Source organism: Oceanobacillus sojae, assembly GCF_007991515.1.
Lineage (GTDB): Bacteria > Bacillota > Bacilli > Bacillales > Amphibacillaceae > Oceanobacillus > Oceanobacillus sojae.
This window is the reverse complement of sequence record NZ_BJYM01000004.1, coordinates 70,167-93,062: the sequence shown is the minus strand read 5'-3', so window position 1 is coordinate 93,062 and position 22,896 is coordinate 70,167. Positions and strand designations below refer to the sequence as shown.

At 37.7% G+C, this 22,896-nt stretch carries 22 protein-coding genes; 16 read left to right on the top strand and 6 right to left on the bottom strand.

Annotation, left to right across the window (positions count from 1 at the left end; all coding sequences use genetic code 11):
• Positions 1–41 precede the first annotated feature (41 nt).
• From OSO01_RS05790 to hfq, 16 genes are all read left to right on the top strand, one after another.
• Entirely contained in the window at positions 42–293 is a 252-nt protein-coding gene (locus OSO01_RS05790; protein ID WP_147209499.1) for a DUF3243 domain-containing protein, read from the top strand.
• 344 nt (positions 294–637) lie between these two features.
• Positions 638–1,423, top strand: coding sequence for a DUF3388 domain-containing protein (locus tag OSO01_RS05785; RefSeq protein ID WP_147209498.1), 786 nt, complete (start codon positions 638–640; stop codon positions 1,421–1,423).
• Between the two features lie 25 nt (positions 1,424–1,448).
• On the top strand, positions 1,449–2,348 hold the full coding sequence (locus OSO01_RS05780; protein WP_147209497.1) for a helix-turn-helix domain-containing protein: 900 nt from the start codon (positions 1,449–1,451) through the stop codon (positions 2,346–2,348).
• Positions 2,349–2,726: 378 nt separating this feature from the next.
• Positions 2,727–3,305 (top strand): CDP-diacylglycerol--glycerol-3-phosphate 3-phosphatidyltransferase, encoded by a 579-nt coding sequence (gene pgsA, locus OSO01_RS05775; RefSeq protein ID WP_147209496.1) that lies wholly within the window; start codon positions 2,727–2,729, stop codon positions 3,303–3,305.
• The gene (locus OSO01_RS05770; protein ID WP_147209495.1) at positions 3,302–4,549 is read left to right on the top strand and encodes a competence/damage-inducible protein A; all 1,248 of its coding nucleotides are present in this window, start codon (positions 3,302–3,304) and stop codon (positions 4,547–4,549) included. The genes pgsA and OSO01_RS05770 overlap by 4 nt, the downstream gene beginning before the upstream one ends.
• A 228-nt stretch (positions 4,550–4,777) precedes the next feature.
• On the top strand, positions 4,778–5,821 hold the full coding sequence (gene recA, locus OSO01_RS05765; protein WP_147209494.1) for a recombinase RecA: 1,044 nt from the start codon (positions 4,778–4,780) through the stop codon (positions 5,819–5,821).
• A gap of 714 nt (positions 5,822–6,535) precedes the next feature.
• On the top strand, positions 6,536–8,098 hold the full coding sequence (rny, locus tag OSO01_RS05760; RefSeq protein ID WP_147209493.1) for a ribonuclease Y: 1,563 nt from the start codon (positions 6,536–6,538) through the stop codon (positions 8,096–8,098).
• A 335-nt stretch (positions 8,099–8,433) separates the two neighbouring features.
• Positions 8,434–9,231 (top strand): 2',3'-cyclic-nucleotide 2'-phosphodiesterase, encoded by a 798-nt coding sequence (gene ymdB, locus OSO01_RS05755; RefSeq protein WP_147209492.1) that lies wholly within the window; start codon positions 8,434–8,436, stop codon positions 9,229–9,231.
• 91 nt (positions 9,232–9,322) lie between these two features.
• The gene (locus OSO01_RS05750; RefSeq protein ID WP_042534912.1) at positions 9,323–9,583 is read left to right on the top strand and encodes a stage V sporulation protein S; all 261 of its coding nucleotides are present in this window, start codon (positions 9,323–9,325) and stop codon (positions 9,581–9,583) included.
• A 258-nt stretch (positions 9,584–9,841) separates the two neighbouring features.
• Complete coding sequence (miaB, locus tag OSO01_RS05745) at positions 9,842–11,401, top strand: tRNA (N6-isopentenyl adenosine(37)-C2)-methylthiotransferase MiaB (RefSeq protein WP_147209491.1); 1,560 nt, start codon at positions 9,842–9,844, stop codon at positions 11,399–11,401.
• Between the two features lies 1 nt (position 11,402).
• Entirely contained in the window at positions 11,403–11,831 is a 429-nt protein-coding gene (locus tag OSO01_RS05740; protein WP_147209490.1) for a YlbF/YmcA family competence regulator, read from the top strand.
• Between the two features lie 259 nt (positions 11,832–12,090).
• A complete protein-coding gene (locus tag OSO01_RS05735; protein ID WP_147209489.1) occupies positions 12,091–12,663 on the top strand; it encodes an outer spore coat protein CotE in 573 nt (190 codons plus the stop codon).
• A gap of 199 nt (positions 12,664–12,862) precedes the next feature.
• Entirely contained in the window at positions 12,863–15,460 is a 2,598-nt protein-coding gene (gene mutS / locus OSO01_RS05730) for a DNA mismatch repair protein MutS (RefSeq protein ID WP_147209488.1), read from the top strand.
• 117 nt (positions 15,461–15,577) lie between these two features.
• Positions 15,578–17,461, top strand: coding sequence for a DNA mismatch repair endonuclease MutL (gene mutL / locus OSO01_RS05725; RefSeq protein WP_147209487.1), 1,884 nt, complete (start codon positions 15,578–15,580; stop codon positions 17,459–17,461).
• A 37-nt stretch (positions 17,462–17,498) separates the two neighbouring features.
• Positions 17,499–18,428, top strand: a complete 930-nt coding sequence (miaA, locus tag OSO01_RS05720) for a tRNA (adenosine(37)-N6)-dimethylallyltransferase MiaA (RefSeq protein WP_147209486.1) — start codon at positions 17,499–17,501, stop codon at positions 18,426–18,428.
• A 46-nt stretch (positions 18,429–18,474) separates the two neighbouring features.
• The gene (hfq, locus tag OSO01_RS05715) at positions 18,475–18,699 is read left to right on the top strand and encodes an RNA chaperone Hfq (protein ID WP_077601236.1); all 225 of its coding nucleotides are present in this window, start codon (positions 18,475–18,477) and stop codon (positions 18,697–18,699) included.
• A 58-nt stretch (positions 18,700–18,757) separates the two neighbouring features.
• Here hfq and OSO01_RS05710 read toward each other — a convergent pair whose 3' ends face one another.
• The 6 genes from OSO01_RS05710 to OSO01_RS05685 all read right to left on the bottom strand — a co-directional run bounded on the left by OSO01_RS05710 (position 18,758) and on the right by OSO01_RS05685 (position 22,895).
• Complete coding sequence (locus tag OSO01_RS05710) at positions 18,758–19,834, bottom strand: type I restriction endonuclease (RefSeq protein WP_147209485.1); 1,077 nt, start codon at positions 19,832–19,834, stop codon at positions 18,758–18,760.
• 214 nt (positions 19,835–20,048) lie between these two features.
• Positions 20,049–20,693: a cupin domain-containing protein gene (locus OSO01_RS05705; protein WP_147209484.1), complete on the bottom strand. Its 645-nt coding sequence runs from the start codon at positions 20,691–20,693 to the stop codon at positions 20,049–20,051.
• Between the two features lie 164 nt (positions 20,694–20,857).
• The gene (gene sigK / locus OSO01_RS05700) at positions 20,858–21,565 is read right to left on the bottom strand and encodes an RNA polymerase sporulation sigma factor SigK (protein ID WP_147209483.1); all 708 of its coding nucleotides are present in this window, start codon (positions 21,563–21,565) and stop codon (positions 20,858–20,860) included.
• 229 nt (positions 21,566–21,794) lie between these two features.
• A complete protein-coding gene (gene mnhG, locus OSO01_RS05695) occupies positions 21,795–22,148 on the bottom strand; it encodes a monovalent cation/H(+) antiporter subunit G (protein WP_147209675.1) in 354 nt (117 codons plus the stop codon).
• Complete coding sequence (locus OSO01_RS05690; RefSeq protein WP_147209482.1) at positions 22,141–22,419, bottom strand: Na(+)/H(+) antiporter subunit F1; 279 nt, start codon at positions 22,417–22,419, stop codon at positions 22,141–22,143. Before OSO01_RS05690 ends, mnhG begins: the two co-directional genes overlap by 8 nt.
• Positions 22,419–22,895: a Na+/H+ antiporter subunit E gene (locus OSO01_RS05685; protein ID WP_147209481.1), complete on the bottom strand. Its 477-nt coding sequence runs from the start codon at positions 22,893–22,895 to the stop codon at positions 22,419–22,421. Before OSO01_RS05685 ends, OSO01_RS05690 begins: the two co-directional genes overlap by 1 nt.
• Position 22,896: the final 1 nt, after the last annotated feature.

Below are 22,896 nucleotides of genomic sequence, written 5' to 3'. Positions count from 1 at the left end.
TCTTAATTTGCAAAAGAATACTTTTGAGGAGGCGTGTCCAAATGTCAGTATTAGATAACTTCGATTCATGGAAAGGCTTTTTAAAGGGACGTTTGCAGCAAGCTGAAGAAAGTGGTATTAACCATGATACTTTAACTAATTTGGCAGCTGAAGTCGGTGATTATTTAGCTGAAAGTGTTGATGCTAAAACGCCGGAAGAAAAGGTGCTGAAAGAGTTGTGGAGTACAGCTTCTGAAGAAGAGCAGCAAGCTCTTGCCAGCGCGATGATTAAGCTTGTCCAAAAGCATGATTAACTAATGAATATTTCAGAAGAGAAGCTGTATAGGATTATCTATATAGCTTCTTTTTATGTATGGATAAACGTTATTCATTTTTTGTATGGAAGTGTTTCAGAAAAATGAATGATGAAAAAGGTGTTAGCTGTTTAGGAAAAACTAAAAAGATGGTATATTATAATAGAAACATTATCCTTTTTTCGATATGATGATACATAGTACGACATAATAAGTTATCTGTTTGAAAAGATTACTTTAAAAAGTGTATGTTCAAAAAGACGATAAAAAGGATTGGGATGTCTCTTTCCTGACGTGTTATTTTTAATTCAGGCTTTTTGAGCAGACTCTAAAAGGAGCTTATCATGGACAGAACACAGTGGTACCTAGAGTATGAAAATTTAAAAAACCGCCCGGGATTATTAGGCGAAATTTCCTCTTTACTTGGAATGCTCTCCATTAATATCATTATGATTAATGGTGTGGAAAATTCTCGCAGAGCCATGCTCATCCTGTCTAAGTATGATGAAAATATAGTTAGACTTAAATATATTTTAGAAACAATGGATGCGATTAAAGTACACAAACTTCGTAAGCCTAAATTACGTGATAAAATTACAGTCCGGCATGGAAAGTTCATCCATCACGATAATGAGGACCGTAAAACTATTCGTTTTGTACGAAATGAACTTGGACTTTTAGTCGATTTTATGGCTGAATTATTTAAGGTGGAAGGGCATAAACTTATTGGGATAAGAGGAATGCCCAGAGTAGGAAAAACAGAATCTGTTGTTGCAGCGAGTGTCAGCGCAAATAAGAGATGGCTGTTTGTATCCAGCACTATGATTAAACAAACTGTGCGTAAAAGTTTAATTGAAGGGGAATATGATTCAGACAATATTTACATTATCGATGGTATTGTGTCAAAAAGAAAAATGAATGAAGAAGAGCACTGGCAGCTGATTAGAGAAATTATGCAGCTGCCGACTGTCAAGGTGATTGAACATCCGGATATATTCGTTCAATCTACGGAATACAGCATGGAGGATTTTGATTATATTATTGAGCTCAGAACCCACGAAGATCAGGAAATCACTTATGAAACAGTGGAAAATGAAGATTTACGGCAGGACGGATTCTCGATGTTTTAATTTACAAAGGTGGAAGGTGTTTTAAATGGATGTTGGTGAAAAACTAAAAGAAGCACGGCTGGCCAAAGATATTTCTCTGGACAGCCTGCAGGAAAAAACAAAAATACAAAAAAGGTATTTAGTTGCAATTGAAGAAGGGAATTTCAATATTCTCCCAGGGAAATTCTACACACGTGCTTTTATAAAAGAATATGCGTCTGCGGTAGGGATAAATCCGGACGAGCTTATGACAGATCATAAAGAGGAGCTTCCTCCCACAGAAGAAGAAGAAAATGTACAATACAGCCGGATACAACGGACAAGAAAAGAGAGTAAATCAGATAAAGAATCTCGTTCATCATCCATCATTCCAACGGTTACAGTTATTTTATTAATTATCGCTATTATCGCGGTAGCAATATTTTTCCTGCGTCAGAGCTCCTCCTCGAATGAAGGAGAGCCAGTTGAGGATAATAATACGGATAGCAGTACGATTATTACCGATTCAGATGATAGTGGCAATGGTAATGACGCTGCAGCAGATGATTCTGAAGAGAATAACGATGACGAAGGAAATGAAGATGAGGAACAGGAAACAGAAGAAAATGAAGAAGTTTCTGTTGAGGTAGTAGAAGAAGGAACAGGGTCTTCTCCAACATCTGTACTTGAGATATCAAATGTTAGTGATGAAGCTGTATTAACGCTGGAATCAGCTGATGCAGACTTGAACAGCTGGTTAGATGTAACCGGCGGAGATGACGAGTCCTTATTCAGCGGCAATTTTGATGCAGAAGCATCCCCATTAGAAATTGATATTTCTGATGAAGATTCCGTATTACTAAATATAGGTAATTCATCAGCTGTAACAATTTCTGTTGATGGAACAGATATTGAGTACCCAACATCTGCAATCCATCAGCGTTTAGAGTTACAAATTGGTAATTAACTATATTAAGTAACCTGTAAACCCTCCCTGAAAGGGAGGGTTTACTTCATGCACATGATGCACTATAAGAGGATGTTCAAAAAGTCCAATAAAGATGACGCGGCGATAAGAGGATCTTCTACTAAGAACGGGTACGTCGTGTGGGCAACAACGTAGAAGGCGCCGCAACACGTGAGAAGTGCGTTGACTAGCTTTTTCCGATGGGACTGAGATTACTCGTCCCATCGAAACATTTGCGATTACTTGCCCCACCAAGAGCGTTACTCACGTATTATAAAGCATACGTTCCGCTCAGAAAAAACTAGTCGTATTAAACTTCTTGGTCCTATTTATCCGACTTTTTGAACACGTACTATAAGAAAAAATGGAGGATATAAAATGAATTTACCAAATAAACTAACTTTTTCTCGTATTTTAATGATACCGCTTTTTATGATATTACTGGCAGTACCCTTTCCATGGGGAAGCTGGAATATTGGAAATGCAGAATTACCCGTTGCTCATTTTGCTGCAGCTCTGATATTTATTATTGCAGCAGGCACAGACTGGGTAGATGGCTATTATGCAAGAAAACATAATCTGGTTACCAATTTAGGGAAATTTATGGATCCTTTAGCAGACAAGCTGCTTGTTTCTGCAGCCCTTATTTTATTAGTAGAGATAGAGCTTGCTCCAGCATGGGTTGTTATTATTATTATCAGCAGAGAGTTTGCAGTTACTGGATTAAGGCTGGTTGCAGCAGGTGAAGGAATTGTTTTGGCTGCAGGGAGTATGGGGAAATTAAAAACAGCTACACAAATGATTGCCATAGCTTCTTTATTGCTGCATAATTTTCCATTTTCTTATATGAGCTTCCCATTTGGTACGATTATGTTATATATTTCTTTAGTGTTCACTATTATTTCAGGGGTGGACTATTTTGTTAAAAACTGGCATGTGATGAGGGATTCTAAATGACAAAAAATTATCAAGCAGAAATTGTTGCAGTAGGTACAGAATTATTATTAGGCCAAATAGCAAATACAAATGCCCAGTGGCTGTCTGAACAATTAGCTACTTATGGAATTAATGTTTATAACCATACCGTAGTGGGAGATAATTTAGATCGTGTCGAGCAGACATTTCGGCTGGCACAGTCACGTTCGGATATTGTCATTGTCACAGGCGGTTTAGGGCCTACAGAGGATGATTTAACCCGTGAAGGTTTTGAACAAATGACCGGCCTTGAAATTCTAGAAGATAAGACTACGATGGAGAAGATAGAAAGTTATTTTAAAGAACGCAACCGTACGATGACGCCGAATAATCGCAAGCAGGCCCGAGTATTTAAAGGCGCCAGTGTTTTAAAAAATAATGCTGGTATGGCTCCGGGAATGTATGTAGATTATCAGGATACACATTGGTTCTTTTTGCCGGGAGTTCCACGGGAAATGAAGCAAATTTCATCAGAAGAATTATTTCCATTTTTAGAAAACTTAACAGGCAAACAGCAGGTAATCCAATCCACGGTCTTAAAATTTATTGGTATCGGCGAATCTAATCTGGAGCATGAACTGACAGATATGATTCATGGACAGACAAATCCGACAATAGCTCCCCTTGCTCAGGATCAGGGTGTGGTCATCCGGGTTACAGCAAGTGCTTCATCGAAAGAAGGTGCCCAAAAGCTGGTCGCAGATAAAAAGCAGGAAATTTTAGCCCGTATCGGTGAATACTGCTTCGGTGAGGACGATCAGACGATTGAGAATAAAGTTATTGAGTTATTAGCTGAAAAAGAAAAAACAATTGGTGCAGCAGAAAGTTTAACAGGAGGATTATTCTCTAGTAATCTTGTGTCAGCCGCTGGAGCCTCCAATGTTTTTGCAGGCAGTTTAATTACTTATCAAACATCTGCAAAGAAATCTTTATTAGATTTATCTCCGGAATGGATTGCTGAATACGGTGTGGTGAGTAAGGAATGTGCTGAAAAGATGGCTGAACAGGCAGCTTTTAAATTAAATACACCAATGGCTATTTCTTTTACAGGGGTTGCCGGTCCTGATACGCAGGAAGAAAAACCGGTCGGACAAGTCTATATTGCTATTTTTGATGAAGAGAAAATTGTAGAGTCAAGCTCTATCCTTTTATCAGGAAACCGTAATAATATCCGTGAAAGAGCTGCATTAAAAGGCTTTGAATTATTATATCAATACTTAAAATAATTTTTTAAGGTGAATGAAAGTTTTATTTTTATTACAAAAGAGGCAGATTTAATAATTCAGTTTATATAAGAGAGAGAATTAGGCATTTTTGAACAAAAGAATGTATAGATTTTAATTTTTGAAGTAAAATCTGATATAAAAATAGCAGAACATTTATTCGTCTTTTTGCTTGTTAAATATGTAAAAACGTTGTATGATGGATAAAGATAGATAAAGGAGGTAGTTTCGGTGAGTGATAAACAACAAGCTTTAGATATGGCTTTAAGACAAATAGAGAAACAATTTGGTAAAGGTTCTATTATGAAAATGGGGGAACATGAAATACCTAAGATGGCAACTATTCCAAGTGGTTCATTGGCTTTAGATGTAGCTCTTGGAATTGGCGGGTATCCGAAAGGAAGAGTAGTAGAGATATATGGTCCGGAATCTTCCGGTAAAACTACCGTTGCGCTTCATGCTATTGCAGAAGCTCAAAAAAAAGGTGGTCAGGCAGCTTTTATTGACGCAGAGCATGCATTAGATCCCATCTATGCAAGAGCTTTAGGCGTTAATATTGATGAACTTCTGCTATCGCAGCCGGATACAGGAGAACAAGCTTTGGAAATTGCTGAAGCGCTTGTTCGAAGCGGTGCAGTAGATATTGTTGTTGTAGACTCTGTAGCAGCACTTGTACCAAAAGCAGAGATTGAAGGGGAAATGGGAGACTCTCATGTCGGCTTGCAGGCAAGATTAATGTCGCAGGCACTTCGTAAGCTTTCAGGGGCAATTAATAAATCAAAAACGACAGCTATTTTTATTAACCAGATCCGTGAAAAAGTAGGCGTTATGTTTGGAAATCCAGAAACTACTCCTGGCGGCCGTGCATTAAAATTCTATTCTTCTGTAAGACTGGAAGTGCGCCGTGCCGAAACACTTAAGGTTGGCAATGACGTGGTAGGGAATAAAGCCCGTATTAAGGTTGTGAAAAACAAAGTAGCACCTCCGTTCAAACAGGCTGAAGTAGATATTATGTATGGTAAAGGTGTTTCCAAAGAAGGAGAGGTCCTTGATATTGGCTCGGATCTTGATATCGTACAAAAAAGCGGTGCCTGGTATTCTTATAATGGAGACCGTTTAGGTCAAGGCAGAGAGAATGCTAAAATATTCCTGAAGGAAAATGAAGCATTATTTGAAGAAATCAGCGCAGCAATTCGTGATCATTATGAGCTCGACAAAGACTTGGAACAGCCTGAAGAAAAATCAAAAGAAGAGCAGGAAAGCCTGGATCTTTAATATAACCTGCTTTGTACCTCACTCAAAAACCATAGTACACCTGTGCTATGGTTTTTTTGTTGCCAGGAAATTATAGAATTATTGCCTTGTGGATAACTATTTATAGAAAAACAGCCGCGTCCAGCTCCGAGCGCCAAACTTTAGAGATTTCACGTCACGCCCTGCGATAAAGAAGACTTAGCGATTGTCAAGCCGTCAGGCGTAGACAGAGGTAAAGTCGCACTTATGCCCTGTGGGTGAAAGTCAACATCGGTTTAAAGTAAAGGAAGTTCGACCAAGGTCGAACCACCCCCAAAGACCGGGGGCGCAATCTCTACGTTTTTAAGCAGGCGTTCTGCGCTTTTGTTCTGAAGTTCAGGAATACTATACCCAGCTCTGAATGTCAAAAACGGGAGGAAATAACACATTTCGGAACAGCTAAATGTATACCGGAAACCTGATATCATCGGCGTTTCGTCAAGAGTAGCACACTCTTAAACTATAGGATGTTTTGCAGGGGTTTGTTCTTATAAACAAACTATATAACAAAATTTCGAATATATTTTAATTTATATATCGGGTGCTCCTTGACATTCAGGCTGGTGAGAATTAATATTAATAGTGTATAATTTTATAATTTGTATTATGAAATTACCTTTATTTTAATGCATTTGAAAATGTGATATGCCGACAAATACGCAATTTACAATTTTATAGGCAATAGGAGGTGAAGTTATGAACACAGCTATTATTATCATCTCCATTTTGCTTGCTCTAGTCGTCGGTATTGTTGTTGGTTATCTGGTACGTAAATCTATTGCAGAAGCTAAGATTTCTAGTGCGGAAACATTAGCTAAACAAATTATGGACGAAGCACGTAGAAATGCAGATGCTGCTAAGAAAGAGGCGCTTCTGGAAGCAAAGGATGAGAATCACAAGCTTCGTCAGCAAGCCGAAGATGAGATTCGTGAGCGTCGTATGGAAGCTCAGAAGCAAGAAAATCGTCTGATGCAAAAAGAAGAAAATCTGGACAGAAAAAGTGAAACATTAGACAAACGTGAAGTTCTGCTTGAACAGAAAGAACAAACTTTAGTGGAACAACAACAACAAATTGAAGAAATGAAAAGCAAAGTGGAAGCTATGAAAGACGAGCAGCAAGCTGAGCTTGAGCGCATTTCAGGATATACAACCGAACAAGCGAGACAACTTATTTTAGAGCGTATCGAAAAAGAAGTACAGCACGAATCAGCGGTAATGATTAAAGAAGCTGAAAATCGTGCGAATGAAGAAGCAGATAAGAAAGCGAAAAATATCTTATCACTTGCACTTCAAAGATGCGCAGCTGATCACGTTGCTGAAACAACGGTCTCTGTTGTGAACTTGCCAAACGATGAGATGAAAGGCCGCATTATCGGTAGAGAAGGACGGAATATCCGTACATTAGAAACATTAACAGGAATTGATTTAATTATTGATGATACCCCTGAAGCAGTTATTCTTTCCGGTTTTGATCCGATACGGCGTGAAATCGCACGAATGGCATTAGAAAGACTTGTACAAGATGGTAGAATTCATCCGGCACGTATTGAAGAGATGGTTGAAAAATCAAGACGTGATGTTGATGAATATATACGTGAAGTGGGTGAAGAAACAACATTTGAAGTTGGAGTCCATGGATTACATCCGGATCTTGTAAAGATTCTGGGTCGTTTGAAATATCGTACAAGCTACGGTCAAAATGTCTTGAAGCACTCAATGGAAGTTGCTTACTTGTCAGGACTGCTGGCGGCTGAATTAGGTGAAGATATAAATCTTGCTAAAAGAGCCGGCCTGCTGCATGATATCGGAAAAGCGATAGATCATGAAGTGGAAGGCAGTCACGTTGAAATTGGTAAAGAATTGGCAATGAAATACAAAGAACCTGAAGTTGTTATAAATTCAATTGCTTCCCACCACGGAGATGAAGAGGCAACCTCCGTTATCGCTGTATTAGTTGCAGCTGCAGATGCACTTTCTGCTGCCAGACCAGGAGCTCGAAGTGAAACACTTGAAAATTATATCAAGCGTCTAGAAAAACTGGAAGAGATATCTGAGTCATTTGAAGGCGTAGAGAAGTCATTTGCTATCCAAGCCGGTCGTGAAATTCGTATCATGGTTCGTCCTGATGATATTGATGACATGGAATCAGCGAGAATTGCACGTGATATCAGAAAACGTATTGAAGGGGAGCTCGACTACCCTGGACATATTAAGATTACGGTTATTCGGGAAACAAGAGCAGTTGAATACGCAAAATAAAAGCAAGGGCGGCATATGTCGCCTTTGTTTTTTTGTTCTATAAAAAATATAAATTTGAGGATGAGCATACATTTACTTTTTCAGGTAAAATAAGCTATCCTGTATTTTAAAGAAAATAAAAAAGTTCTGATTCTTTTTCGAGTTTTTCAGCAAAAATCTATGGGTGGAATATATGAATACTTATGATAATGATACTTAACTAGCGTAGTGTATTTCGTAACGGCTGCTAGTAACAAATTCAATGCTGTTTGTCCCCATAGATTTTGGTATTGACTCCTTTTTTGAGAATTATAATATGGGTGTATGTAGCAGGAGCAAAGGAAGGTTGGATAATAATGAAAATATTATTTATTGGTGATGTTGTAGGTTCTCCGGGAAGAGATATGATTACGGAGTACTTGCCGAAATTAAAAGAAAAATATAAGCCGAATTTAACCATTATAAATGGAGAGAATGCCGCTGCAGGAAAAGGAATCACAGAAAAAATTTATAAGCAATTTCTGCAAGCAGGTGCTCATGTCATTACAATGGGAAACCACACTTGGGATAAAAAAGAAATTTTTGAGTTTATTGATCAGGCACCGGCTATGATCCGCCCGGCAAATTTTCCAGAAAATAATCCTGGAAAAGGCATTACTTATACGAATATTAATGGGAAAGAAGCTGCCGTGATTAATCTGCAAGGAAGAACATTCCTTCCGCCAATTGATGATCCATTTGAAAAAGCGGATCAGTTAGTTGAGGAGGCTAAAAAAAGAACCAAAACGGTTTTTGTAGACTTTCATGGGGAAGCAACAAGTGAGAAACAAGCAATTGGCTGGTATTTAGACGGAAGAGTAACAGCTGTTGTCGGCACACATACCCATACACAAACTGCTGATGAAAGAATATTGCCCGGTGGTACTGCATATATATCAGATGTGGGGATGACAGGACCGTATGATGCGATATTAGGCGTGGAGAAGGAATCCGTTATTAAAAGATTTCAAACTTCCCTTCCAGTACGTTTCGAAATCGAAAAAAAGGGAAGAACACAACTAAATGGAGTATTTATTAGTACGGACGATTCGACTGGTAAAGCATTAAGCATTGCAAGGATTATCATTAATGACGATCACCCCTTCTTTGCATAATATCTGCTTATTGTCCAGTCGAACAAGGTATACATCTCCAGGAGAAATAGTAGCAATAAATGTATAAATAGCACATGAGGAGGTACTAGTGATGGAAGTTTTAAAAGTTTCAGCAAAATCAAATCCAAACTCAGTGGCAGGAGCTTTGGCAAATGTACTTAGGGAACGGGGTACGGCTGAAATCCAGGCAATCGGTGCGGGAGCATTGAATCAATCCGTCAAAGCAGTTGCTATAGCTCGCGGTTTTGTAGCACCAAGTGGGGTCGATTTAATCTGTATACCAGCATTTACAGATATTTTAATTGATAATGAGGAACGTACAGCTATTAAGTTAATTATTGAGCCAAGATAAGGGGTGTTTCGCGCATCTGTTCAATAAGAAGAGGCATATATACTGCCCAATTGGACAGAAGCATACCCGTTCTCAAATTAATTGGTAATTTAGCAATTATTTCTTTATGAATCAGAAAAAATCTCTTTTTTCAAATTTGAAAAAAGAGATTTTTTTAATGTTTACAGCCTTGAGTATTGTACAATTTTTCTGTAGGCTTTATACTGTAAGTTAGTGCATCAATACATATGAATCGATGAAAGAAGGGGGATCAACCTGATGAACGAAGAACAACGTAAACAGCAGGCCCAGATTCGTAGCGAAGAAGCAAATATTGAACGAATTAAGAATACATCCAGTGAAGAATTAATCGCTAAATATTTTCATGCGGAATATGAGCCGCAAGCTCCAGATATAAAGAAAGCGAGAAAACGTCGCAAGGAAGATATTCAGTTTCATTATGATTTCTCTATCCCGGAGGATATGCAACGAATTGGGGAAGGCAAAAAGTTTCTAATACGAACCTATGGCTGTCAAATGAACGAGCATGATACAGAAGTAATGGCTGGTATTTTATCTGAGATGGGCTATGAGTCCACAAATGTAACGGAAGAAGCGGATATTATCCTGCTTAATACTTGTGCTATCCGTGAAAATGCTGAAAATAAAGTATTCGGTGAAATTGGGCATTTAAAACCGTTGAAATTGGAAAAACCGGATCTTATTATTGGCGTATGCGGCTGTATGTCACAGGAAGAATCCGTGGTAGACCGGATTTTGAAAAAACATCAGCATATTGATTTGATTTTTGGAACACATAATATTCACCGTCTGCCGCATCTTGTCAAAGAAGCATTGTTCGGTAAAGAAATGATTGTTGAAGTGTGGTCTAAAGAAGGCGACATTATTGAGAATCTGCCGAAAGTACGTAAAGGTAAAATCAAAGCATGGGTTAATATTATGTACGGTTGTGATAAGTTCTGTACATACTGTATTGTACCAATGACACGAGGGAAAGAACGCAGCCGCCGTCCTCAGGATATTATTCAGGAAGTACGTCACCTTGTCGCACAGGGCTATAAAGAGGTTACGCTTCTCGGTCAAAATGTGAACGCGTATGGAAAAGACTTTGAAGATATTGAATATGGCTTAGGCGATTTAATGGATGATATTCATAAAATTGACATCCCGCGTGTCCGGTTTACAACCTCGCATCCCCGCGACTTTGATGATCGTTTAATTGAAGTTCTGGCACAGGGCGGAAATCTTTTGGATCATATTCATTTGCCAGTTCAATCTGGAAGCAGCGAAATATTAAAGAAAATGAATCGTAAGTATACCAGGGAAGAATATTTAGAATTGGTTCGAAAAATTCGTGAAGCAATGCCTAACGCGACACTTACGACAGACATTATTGTCGGCTTCCCGAACGAAACGGAAGAGCAGTTTGAAGAAACGATGACATTAATGGAAGAAGTAGGATTCGAAGCAGCTTATACTTACATCTATTCACCACGGGAAGGCACACCTGCTGCCAGAAAGAAAGATGATGTACCCGAAGAAGTAAAAAAACAGCGCTTATATCGTTTAAATGAGCTGGTTAATAAGCAATCAGCAGAATCAATGAAGACTTATCAGGGTGAAGTTGTTAAGGTGCTTGTTGAAGGAGAGAGTAAGAAGGATCCAGATGTTCTTGCCGGCTATACAGAACGGAATAAATTAGTAAACTTTAAAGGACCTAAATCCGTAATTGGGCAGATTGTTGAGGTAGAAATTACAGACACGAAAACATGGTCACTAAACGGTGTAATGGCCGAGAATAGAGTTGAGGTGGAATAAGATGGCAATGTATGAGCGAAAAGAAGTACTTGATGAAGCAAGAAAATTAGCTGCAATGCTTGCAAATACAGAAGAAATTGAACGTTTCAAACAAGTGGAGGCTAAATTAAACCAGAATAAAAAAGTCCAAAGCTTGATTAAGAAAATTAAAACCTTACAAAAACAGGCGGTAAACTTCCAAGCCTATGATAAGAAGGAAGCCTTACAGCGGATCGAGCAGGAAATTGACCGATTACAAAATGAAATTGATGAAATTCCTGTTGTTCAGGAGTTTAAAGAAACACAAATTGTTGTAAATGATGTCTTACAGCTGGTTTCCAAAACAATATCCCGTACAGTTACAAATGATATTATTGAATCTACAGGCGGCGATGTGCTAAAAGGTGAGACAGGTTCGCAAACACAAAATAGTTCCAGCTGTGCGCACTAATTTTGTATCAATTTAATAAAATGAATAAGCAGATAAAGTCGGACAGTTATTTGTCCGGCTTTTCTTTATCGCTGAATATAAAAAGAGAAATTCATCATTATAGCAGTTAAAGGCGCCCACTTTTAGCCCATTTTTAAAAATAAAAACCTTTCAAGCTATTATGAGGCGGCTCCTTTTCTTTTTTCTTGGCAATAGTTATGCACTTTAGGTATTTGCCGTGCATAAAATGACTATGAAAAAAGAGGAGGTAAAATGTATCATGACTTTTCTTGATAAAGAATATAGAGAAATCATTACGAAAGCAGTATGTGGTAAAGGCAGAAAATTCACCAAAGATACCCATACCATAACTCCAAGCCATCGTCCGACAAGTATTCTTGGATGCTGGGTAATTAACCATTTGTACCACGCAAAGAAGAAGTCTGAGGATACTGTCATTATCAGTGGCAGTTATGATATTAATGTATGGTATTCTTACAACGACAACACGAAAACAGAGGTTGTTACAGAAAGGGTGGAGTATACAGATTTAGTTCCTTTATCTGTGAAGGATGATAATTGTATTAATGATGAATACGATATTATTGCAAAAGTGCTTCAGCAGCCCAACTGCTTAGAGTGCATGATTTCAGATAAAGGTGGAAGTGTGTCTATCGATATTGAACGTGAATTTGTTGTTCAGATTATTGGTGAAACAAAAATCTGTGTAAAAGTAAAGCCAAACTGGAAAAGCGATGACGATGAAGATGATGTTATGTGGGATTATGAAATGACCGATGATGAAGCAGAAGATATTCGTCCAGATTTTATTCATCATAAACACAAAGATTAAAATGAAGCGAGGGTAGCTATACTCTCGTTTTCTTTTCAAACAAGATAGGACAAGGATGCTTTGGAATATGCTATAATGAAATTCCATCCATCTTAAAATTTTCATTTAAAAGATGCATGAGACCAAACAATATAAGAACCTGTTTACAATATAAATAGAAGTAAAATAGATAATTATAGCAAGCTGGAGGAACTTTTTTATGGCTAAATTAACACCAATGATGCAGCAATACATAGAAATAAAATCACAATATAAGGATGCCTTTTTATTTTATCGGCTCGGGGATTTCTATGAGTTGTTCTATGATGATGCAACAAAGGCTGCACAGGAGCTGGAAATTACTTTAACTAAACGGGCGGGAGGTAATGACCCGATTCCAATGTGCGGAGTGCCTTATCATTCTGCAGAAAATTATATTAAGGTACTGATTGAAAAAGGGTACAAGGTAGCTATCTGCGAGCAGGTTGAAGACCCAAAGACAGCTAAAGGTGTTGTTAAACGGGAAGTTGTCCAAATGATTACACCGGGAACGGTTATGGAGAGCAACATGCTTGTGGAGGGAGAGAACAATTATATCGGCAGCCTGTCTCATTTTGAAGATGGCTCCTTTGTGATTGCTTATAACGATTTGTCAACCGGCGAGAATCGCCTTGCTTTAATGGAAGACGGCTGGGATAGTGTGATTCACGAATTTTACCATCAGCCGGTAAAGGAAATTGTAGTTTCCTCAAACCTGCCTGAAGAAATGCAAGCACAGCTCCGGGAACGATTGCAGATTACTCTGTCCTATCAGGATGAAGTGAATTTTAATGCAGAATTTCGCGATTTAAGTGAGAACTTAAATGATGAGCGTCTGATGAAGGCTTTCAGCAGATTATTGAATTATATCCAGAATACCCAAAAACGCTCCTTAGATCATCTGCAGCCGGCAGAAGTAATTGAATTAAAACAATATATGAGCCTGGATATGTATTCAAAACGTAATTTAGAGCTGACAGAGTCCATTATGAAAAAATCGAAGCATGGCAGTTTATTATGGGTGCTCGATAAGACAGTAACAGCAATGGGAGCCAGAATGCTGAAAAAATGGCTGGAGCGTCCGTTGTTAAATCAAGTTAAAATAAACCGCCGTCTTGAGATTGTCGGGACTTTCCTGGATGCTTTTATGGAACGGGAGAGCTTAAGAGAGAGCTTAAAATCAGTATATGACTTAGAACGTTTATCTGGAAGAATTGCTTTCGGGAATGTTAATGCAAGAGATTTAATTCAGTTAAAACAATCGCTGCAGAAAATTCCTGCGATTAAAGAGATACTTGGGCAGCTTAAGGTTTCTGAAGTAACAGACCTGGCAGATTCTTTAATCTACCCAGATTATATTGTGGACCTTTTGGAAAAAAGTTTAGTAGAAGAGCCGCCAATCTCTATCAAAGAAGGAGCTCTGATTAAGGAAGGCTACCATGAAGAATTAGATAAATATCGCGATGCTTCCAGGAATGGAAAACAATGGATTGCAGCTTTAGAGAAAAAAGAACGGGAACTAACCGGTATTAAATCGCTTAAAATAGGATATAACCGTGTATTTGGCTATTACATTGAAGTGACGAGACCAAATCTGCCTTTACTAAAGGATGACCGCTATGACCGTAAACAAACACTTACAAATGCGGAGCGGTTTATCACACCAGAGTTAAAGGAAAAAGAAACACTTATTTTAGAGGCAGATGAGAAAAGTGTTGAACTGGAGTATGATTTATTTATTAAACTCAGAGAACGGATCAAGCAGGATATTCCATTAATTCAGCAGCTTGCACAAATAATTAGTGAAATAGATGTGTTACAAGGATTTGCAACGATTAGTGAAGAAAATAATTATAAGCGTCCTGCCTTTCAAAAAGGTGTGTTCTCTGTAGAAGGCGGCCGCCATCCAGTTGTCGAGCAAGTGATGAAGAGCGGAACTTATGTGCCCAATGATGTGCAGTTAGATGACAATAATCAGATGCTGCTGATTACTGGTCCAAATATGTCCGGTAAGAGTACCTATATGCGACAGGTAGCTCTGATTGCGATTATGGGGCAGACTGGCTGCTTTATCCCGGCTGAATCAGGGATATTACCTGTCTTTGATCAAATTTTTACAAGGATAGGTGCTGCAGATGACCTTGTTTCCGGGCAGAGTACCTTTATGGTAGAGATGCTTGAAGCGAGGCATGCTATTCAAAATGCTACCTCCAACAGTCTGATTCTATTAGACGAAATTGGACGGGGGACAAGCACGTATGATGGGATGGCCTTGGCTCAGGCAATTGTGGAGTATATTCATAACCATATTCATGCTAAAACACTGTTTTCAACCCATTATCATGAACTGACCGCTTTAGAAGCTTCGTTAGAGCACTTAAAAAACATCCATGTCCGTGCGGAAGAGCATGAAGGAAATGTTGTTTTTCTTCATCAAATTAAAGAAGGAGCAGCGGATCAAAGCTACGGGATTCATGTAGCTAAATTAGCTGATTTGCCTGACGAATTAATCAACCGTGCTTCTGTTATTCTGAAAGGCTTTGAAAGCAGCGGTACAAAAGAAGATCTGAACGAGTCAGCAGCATCGCTTGAACCGGAAGAAGCTCAATCAGATCAATTATCCTTCTTTGTGGAGGAGAACAGAAAAGAAAATAAGAGAGCAAAGTTAAGTAATAAAGAAAATACAGCTTTGGAAGAGCTTAAAAGCTTAAATATATTGGAAATGAATCCATTAGAGGCTATGAATGAGCTGTATCGCCTGCAGAAAAAGATAAAGTAATAGGAAGTTCAAAAAATCACCAAATGATAAGCGGCGAATCTCATCGTTGAAGTGGTTTTGCCGATTTGCTTCTAATTTGGCAACTTTTTGAACACGCATTTATAGGAAGGTGATAGCATGCCAATTATGCAAATGCCGGATAGCTTAGCAAATAAAATTGCGGCAGGGGAAGTGGTAGAACGCCCCGCGTCGGTCGTAAAAGAAATCATGGAAAACAGCATTGATGCGGGAGCGACCTGGATACGAATCGATGTACATGAAGCAGGATTATCGGAAATACGAATTGTTGATAATGGTTCTGGAATTGCTGCTGAAGATGTGGAGAAAGCTTTTTTACCACATGCTACAAGTAAAATAAGTACAGAAACTGACTTATTCCATGTGAAAACACTGGGATTCCGCGGAGAGGCACTGGCGAGTATTGCTTCTGTAAGCAGACTCTCTATTCAAACTTCTGAAGGAAACGCAGCAGGAGTGTCATTAGAATTAGAAGGCGGAGAAGTGGTCAAAAGAGGTAAAAGCGATGCCCGTCAAGGAACAGAAATTGTTGTCAGAGATTTATTCTATAATACACCGGCGCGTTTGAAATATATGAAGAGCCTGCATACAGAGCTTGGGCATATCTCAGATGTTTTGAACCGGATGGGACTGGCTCATCCGGAAATTCGGATTGAAGCAACTCATAATGGCAAGGGGCTTTTAAAAACATCAGGAAATAATGATATGCTTCAGGTGATTTCACAAGTATATGGGATGAGTGTTGCCAAGCAAATGTCACCAGTTGAATACCGGACATTAGATTTTACGATTACTGGATATATAGCGAAACCGGAAGTAACGAGAGCGTCCAGAAATTATATGTCCACCATTATTAATGGCAGATTTGTCCGAAACGTTGCTATAAATAAAGCGGTGATCGAAGGGTATCATACATTGCTTCCAATTGGCCGATCACCAATTGTTGTCCTTTCCATTGAAATGGATTCTATATTGGTTGATGTGAATGTCCACCCTGCTAAGCTCGAGGTTCGTTTCAGTAAAGAAAAAGAGCTTTATGCAGCTGTCAGAGATATGATACAGTCTCATTTTCGGAAAATGACGCTTATTCCAGAAGTAACGAAAAAGCCGGAACCAAGAGAAAAATCAGAACAGCATACTTTTCAATTCGAGACGGAGCCTGTCAATCCATTTCAGGAAACCGGGAAAAATATTGAATTTGAAAAATCAGAGCCGGTTATCAAGGAAGAGAATCCATTTCACAAGGATGAACCCGCCTATCTTCGTGACGAGAATAAGGACATAGAGATGAATGGGGAAGGATACGAATCAACTATCAGCCAAGAAGCCGGAGCCTCTGAGGAGCCTTTAAAAGACATCTTAGCCCCTCTTGAAACAGAAGAGAGAATAGAACAGCACACACGGGTACCAATGATGTATCCAATTGGCCAGCTGCAAGGAACCTATATTATGGCACAAAACGAAAATGGCTTATATATGGTAGATCAGCATGCAGCGCAAGAGCGGGTTAAATATGAATTTTTTAAAAACAAGCTGGGCAAGCCAATTAATGAATCACAGGAGCTTTTAATACCGATGACCTTTGACTTTTCTAGAAAAGAAGCTATTTTTATCGAAGAAGCAAAGGATACGTTGGAACAAGCCGGATTATTTTTTGAACCTTTTGGCAGCCAAACTTATGTCATACGTTCTCATCCAACATGGTTTCCAACAGGTTTTGAAGAAGAAATTATACGTGAAATGGTAGATCAGTTTATTCAGGAATCAACAGTTAATGTAGAAAAGATACGTGAGGAAGCGGCGATATTAATGTCCTGTAAACGTTCGATAAAGGCAAATCATTATTTAACAAATGAAGAAATGTTCCAATTGCTTGAGGATTTACGCAGTACAACAGATCCTTTTACATGCCCGCATGGCAGACCGATTATTGTTCATTTCTCTACCTATGAATTAGAAAAGATGTTTAAGCGTATTATGTAGAATGGGAACAAAAATATTGAAGTTGAGGAATAGGTAAATGAAGAAAAAAGTAGTTTCTATCGTAGGACCAACTGCAGTCGGAAAGACAGCATTAGGAATTGCCGCTGCAAAAAAGTTCCAGGGAGAAATTATCAGCGGTGATTCGACACAAATATATATTGGAATGGATATTGGAACGGCAAAGGTAACACAAGAAGAAACAGAAGGCATCCCTCATCATATGATTGATATTATCCGTCCTGATCAGCCGTTTTCTGTGGCGGATTTCCAAGAGCATGTGAAATATCATATTGAAGCTGTTCATGAGCGAGGTAACCTTCCTATTATTGTTGGGGGAAGCGGATTGTATATTCAATCTGTACTGTTTGATTATCATTTTTCTGATCAGCGTCGTGATGAGGAGTTAACAAATCAGCTGTTTCAGCAGATTGAAGCAGAAGGTACAGAAAAGCTTTATGAGCGCTTGAAGCAGGTCGACCCGGAACAAGCGGGAAAAGTTCATCCAAATAATCATAGGCGTCTTGTGCGCGCATTAGAGGTCTATGAACTGACCGGACTGACAATGTCGGACTACCAAAAAGAGCAGCAGGCAGAGTCTCCGTATGATCCATTTATTATCGGATTAGATATGGAACGGGCAATATTATATGATCGGATTAACCGGCGGGTGGACCAAATGATAGAGGCAGGCTTAATCGATGAAGTCCAGGCGCTTATTGAAAAAGGTTATAAGGACTGTCAATCAATGCATGCGATTGGATATAAGGAGATTGTTGCCTATTTGGAAAATCGATTATCACAAACAGATGCGATTGCTGCGGTAAAACAAAACTCACGAAAATATGCGAAAAGACAGCTTACTTGGTTTCGGAATAAGCTGGATGTGAACTGGTATCAGCTGACTGAAAAAGAAGCATCGCAACAAATGAAATTAATTTTAAGTGATTTAGCAGGATTTTTAGAATAATAAATCGAATAAAGATGTATAGATAGAAAAGAGGAGGAACTCATTTATGGCTCAATCCGTGAACATTCAAGATCAATATTTGAATCAGCTGCGAAAAAATCATATCTTTGTAACAGTTTTTTTAACAAACGGTTTTCAATTAAGAGGAACGGTAAAAGCATTTGATAATTTTACGGTACTGTTAGAAACAGATGGCAAGCAGCAGCTTATTTTTAAACACGCTATTTCCACATTCTCTCCATCGAAGAATGTGGAGATTGAAAAAGAATAGAGAGTATGGGAGAGAGAAGCTTTAGATTAGGCTTCTCTCTTTTTAATTTATCCATAATTTAATTGATTAAAGAAGCGGTAACAGTTTTTAGTTTTTCTTTATGATTCATTAAGTCAGATACTTTCTCTATATATACGGTAGTTTTATCACTGTCGTTGAATCGAATATATTTTTTATTGTAATCCAGGCCTAAACGACAGACCCATTTTCTAATGTTATCATCTAATAGAATATTAAAATAACTTTTAGTATCACGATAGTAAATTCTGTCCTCTTCTATTATTTCAGACAAAATAATTTTAGCAATAGCAAAACCTTGAATTTCTTCTTCTGTGGTGATGATTCCAGCATCAATATCAATTTCATCATCAGACGCATTTTCAGGCTGTTTACTTTCATCTTTAACTTTATTCTCATCACTGGTAGAGTTTAATGCCGCACTTAATTTTTTGTTCACTAACTCATTAATAAACTGTTTTAATGATTGTTTAACGATTGGAGAAAATTGGTTGAGAATATTTTTTGTTTTACGTCCTTCATATACATGGGCTAAAACGAATGAAACAAATTCTTCATTTGGTTCCTCCCATATCTCTGTTAGCAAAGATTTGATTTTACTTGTATACTTTAATTCTGAAGCAGTGCTGAATATATTTTCTAAGTCAAATTTATCTTTTTTAAATTTTTCTAATTCTATAATTTCACTATCCTTTAAATCAAGCAAATCAAATTCGAAAAAAGGAGAGGAATCCATTTTATTCTGTTCATCCAGGTCAGTAAAAAATTTGTACTCGATTCCATTTGTAAGTATAGCAAACTTAGCTGTCGTAGTTCCAAAATAGCGGAATAATTGTGAATCATGCTTGTGTAATTGTTCTGCAATTGACTTGGCTTCAATCAAAATCACAGGAAGATCGTTGTCCATGATAGCATAATCCACTTTCTCTCCTTTTTTTATCCCGACATCAGCTGTATATTCTGGAGTAAATTCACTTGGATTAAATACATCATAACCCAGAATTTGAAAGAAAGGCATAATAATACTTGTTTTAGTCGCTTCTTCAGTAGTAATTTTTCCTTCTAATGCTTCTACTCTTTTAGCAAGTCCTTTTAATTTATCTTTTAATTCAGACATCTATGTGTAATCCCCCTTCAAAAATTTACTATTAGTAAACTTTTTCTATTTACATTTATTTTACACTATTTATCTAATTAATAAATACCAATGAGCAAATTAGATTGATTTTTTTGTTTTTTTAGAAAAATATTGTTTATAAGTCCTTGAATCAATATGAAATGAAACAGAAACATGGCTTAAACCATATTTCCGTTATACTCCTTAACCTATTTCAATAATATGGATATCCTGGAGCATAGGGATCTTGCTGATACTGCTGAATATATTCCTGCTGTTGATACGACCTGTTTCTATATTGTCGTTTATCCATCCTATTATTTTCTCTTTCACAATCCTTATAAGGACCGATATACGTTGACGGTTTTACAGGTTCTATCGCTTTTTTCCACTGGTTTTCATCCAGACAATAAGTATGGGCCATAATATTTGAGGGAGTAAATTTTAAGATATCAGAACCTAAAACCACCTCAGGCGTTGGAGCATCAAAGATTGCTAATATATGCGTGTTATCTGCAGTAGCGACCTCGTAATGCCACCAACCCTGTGGAACGTTCGCGACTTGACCAGGTGTAATAGGGATGTTAATTATTTCTTTTGTAAATGGGTTAAGCATTGAAACTGTGGCAGCACCGGAAATACAGTAAACGAGCTCAGCTGCATTTTGATGATAGTGCGGTTCTACAACATTATCCTCACTTAGAAAAATGTCAAGCAGAGATACATTTTCTAATGTATTTAACTGTTGAACTCCTAAAACATTAATTAAGTTTCTGTTGTCCTTTTTGAACAGGGGACTTTTATTTACATCAAAAAAGAATTGGGCTGATGAGGAAGTATAGTCCATATATGACACCATAATTTCGTCACTCCTTACTAAATTATGTAGTCATTTTATTCATATAAAAAGAATCGGTGTATCTGAAAAAATGATATGATGTAATACAAAAAATGCTTCAAGTGATAAATTTTCACTTGAAGCATTTTAATATGCACTCTTATTTTAATAATCAACTTCAATATTTAAAATGATGGATGCTCATTCCGATAATACTCATGAAAAATCTTCATCAACGCGCGCTTTTCAATACGGGATACATAGCTTCTGGAGATATTCAGCTTTTTCGCAATTTCCCTCTGTGTCATTTCATCCTGGTCGTTTAAACCATAGCGGTATACAATCACTTCGCGCTCCCGGCTGTCCAGAATGGAGAAGTATTGTTCAATTTTAGAAATCTCCATATTTAATTGGATATACTCAATGACATTTTCATTTTCAGCTTCTAAAATATCAATTAAGCTGATTTCATTACCTTCCTTATCCTGCCCAATTGGATCATGCAGGGATACATCCTTTTTAACCTTTTTTAAAGCTCTTAAGTGCATGAGGATTTCATTCTCTACACAGCGCGCAGCATAAGTAGCAAGCTTTGTTCCTTTTCCGGTAGAAAAGCTTTCAACCCCTTTAATCAAACCGATCGTGCCGATAGAGATCAAGTCTTCCATATCTTCCCCGGTATTTTCAAATTTTTTCACCAGATGAGCTACGAGACGGAGATTATGCTCAATCAGTTTGTTTCTGGCTTCTTCATCTCCTTCCTGCATTAATTGGATGTATTTTGCTTCTTCTTTTGGGGATAGTGGCTGGGGGAAAGATTGATTCTTTACATAAGAGACGAAAAATAAAGCTTCTTTAATAAATAATCCAAGTGCAGATAATACAATGGACAAGTCCCATCACCTCCGAGAGTCAGCACCTTTAAATCTTCTAGGTAATTGCCTATAGCCTAATCTTATGTGCGGAAGGTAAAAAACGTGTCTGTCCATGCACAATACGGGAGCTGAAATAAAAAATTATTATATTTCTTTCGTCACTTGAGAATTTCAATAAACCAAGAAGCCATATAAAAAGCTCAGACTCCCAAAATTTCAGGAGAATCTGAGCTTTTAAATTATTTAATCATTTATTTTGTTTACTGTCATCGGTTTCGTACATCTCTTTTAAATCGTCGATTACGGTATTCTTATCGAGTTTCACACCGTTGCGGTAGGCTGATCTTGTTATCATTAAACTGGCTACCGGAGCTGTTAAGAATAAGAAAAGAATAGCTAATAATATTTTTGCATTCATCTCGCCCTGTGATAAAAAGTGAATAAATACAGCAAGCATAATAAAAATAACACCCAATGTCGCGCTTTTACCAGAGGCATGTGCGCGGCTGTATACATCTTTTAATCTGACAATACCAATGGCACTCACTACTGCGAAGAATACACCAATGATAACAAAGACAGCTACAATTACTTCAATCATCCCGGTCAATGACAACACCTCTTTCTAGGAATTTTGACAGGGTCAAGGTCCCGACAAATCCTAAAATAGTCAGTACGAGAACAATGTCAGAGAACACGGAAGTATCTTGTAAAATCATCAGAATCCCGATAAAACCGACAAGCAGAACACCAATGGCATCCAATGCCAGAATTCTATCCTGTGTAGAAGGACCGATAATAATACGGATAAACAATAAAACAAGTGCGATGGAGAGTGCACTTAATGCAATAATCATAACTATATCAAACATTATTTCGTCACCTCCATAATCGCTTTTTCAAAAGAATCTTGAATATCTTTAATCATTGCTTCTTTATCCGGAACATCAATAGAATGCACATAAATGGTTTTACTGTCATCTGAGAAGTCCATGGAAATCGTTCCAGGTGTTAAAGTGATTAATGCTGCCAGCATAGAAATTTCAAAATCTGATTCGAGGCTTGTTCTGACAGCAACGATACCAGGCTGATGATCCTGCTTCGGTTTAAGTACTACCTTCACAACATCAATATTAGCTTTAATTAATTCAATCATAAAGAGATAAATTAATTTAATAATAGCCCAGACTCTTTTTAAATAAAAATCAAACTTAAGGAAACGGCGTATGACGAATAAAATTAGAATTCCGATTAAATAGCCGAAAAGAAAACTTACGAATGTATACTCATTTTGTAAAAACATCCAGAGTATCGCGAGCAATACGTTTATTAATATTTGAAAAGGCATA

What these genes read in the sequence shown, in the direction of transcription:
- rny (WP_147209493.1), top strand. Translation starts at nt 6,536, where the DNA reads ATGAACACAGCTATTATTATCATCTCCATTTTGCTTGCTCTAGTCGTC.
- ymdB (WP_147209492.1), top strand. Translation starts at nt 8,434, where the DNA reads ATGAAAATATTATTTATTGGTGATGTTGTAGGTTCTCCGGGAAGAGAT.
- OSO01_RS05705 (WP_147209484.1), bottom strand. Translation starts at nt 20,693, where the DNA reads ATGGTGTCATATATGGACTATACTTCCTCATCAGCCCAATTCTTTTTT.
- mnhG (WP_147209675.1), bottom strand. Translation starts at nt 22,148, where the DNA reads ATGATTGAAGTAATTGTAGCTGTCTTTGTTATCATTGGTGTATTCTTC.
- miaA (WP_147209486.1), top strand. Translation starts at nt 17,499, where the DNA reads ATGAAGAAAAAAGTAGTTTCTATCGTAGGACCAACTGCAGTCGGAAAG.
- OSO01_RS05780 (WP_147209497.1), top strand. Translation starts at nt 1,449, where the DNA reads ATGGATGTTGGTGAAAAACTAAAAGAAGCACGGCTGGCCAAAGATATT.
- OSO01_RS05685 (WP_147209481.1), bottom strand. Translation starts at nt 22,895, where the DNA reads ATGCCTTTTCAAATATTAATAAACGTATTGCTCGCGATACTCTGGATG.
- miaB (WP_147209491.1), top strand. Translation starts at nt 9,842, where the DNA reads ATGAACGAAGAACAACGTAAACAGCAGGCCCAGATTCGTAGCGAAGAA.
- pgsA (WP_147209496.1), top strand. Translation starts at nt 2,727, where the DNA reads ATGAATTTACCAAATAAACTAACTTTTTCTCGTATTTTAATGATACCG.
- OSO01_RS05740 (WP_147209490.1), top strand. Translation starts at nt 11,403, where the DNA reads ATGGCAATGTATGAGCGAAAAGAAGTACTTGATGAAGCAAGAAAATTA.
- OSO01_RS05785 (WP_147209498.1), top strand. Translation starts at nt 638, where the DNA reads ATGGACAGAACACAGTGGTACCTAGAGTATGAAAATTTAAAAAACCGC.
- OSO01_RS05750 (WP_042534912.1), top strand. Translation starts at nt 9,323, where the DNA reads ATGGAAGTTTTAAAAGTTTCAGCAAAATCAAATCCAAACTCAGTGGCA.
- OSO01_RS05690 (WP_147209482.1), bottom strand. Translation starts at nt 22,419, where the DNA reads ATGTTTGATATAGTTATGATTATTGCATTAAGTGCACTCTCCATCGCA.
- mutL (WP_147209487.1), top strand. Translation starts at nt 15,578, where the DNA reads ATGCCAATTATGCAAATGCCGGATAGCTTAGCAAATAAAATTGCGGCA.
- OSO01_RS05735 (WP_147209489.1), top strand. Translation starts at nt 12,091, where the DNA reads ATGACTTTTCTTGATAAAGAATATAGAGAAATCATTACGAAAGCAGTA.
- mutS (WP_147209488.1), top strand. Translation starts at nt 12,863, where the DNA reads ATGGCTAAATTAACACCAATGATGCAGCAATACATAGAAATAAAATCA.
- OSO01_RS05770 (WP_147209495.1), top strand. Translation starts at nt 3,302, where the DNA reads ATGACAAAAAATTATCAAGCAGAAATTGTTGCAGTAGGTACAGAATTA.
- hfq (WP_077601236.1), top strand. Translation starts at nt 18,475, where the DNA reads ATGGCTCAATCCGTGAACATTCAAGATCAATATTTGAATCAGCTGCGA.
- OSO01_RS05710 (WP_147209485.1), bottom strand. Translation starts at nt 19,834, where the DNA reads ATGTCTGAATTAAAAGATAAATTAAAAGGACTTGCTAAAAGAGTAGAA.
- OSO01_RS05790 (WP_147209499.1), top strand. Translation starts at nt 42, where the DNA reads ATGTCAGTATTAGATAACTTCGATTCATGGAAAGGCTTTTTAAAGGGA.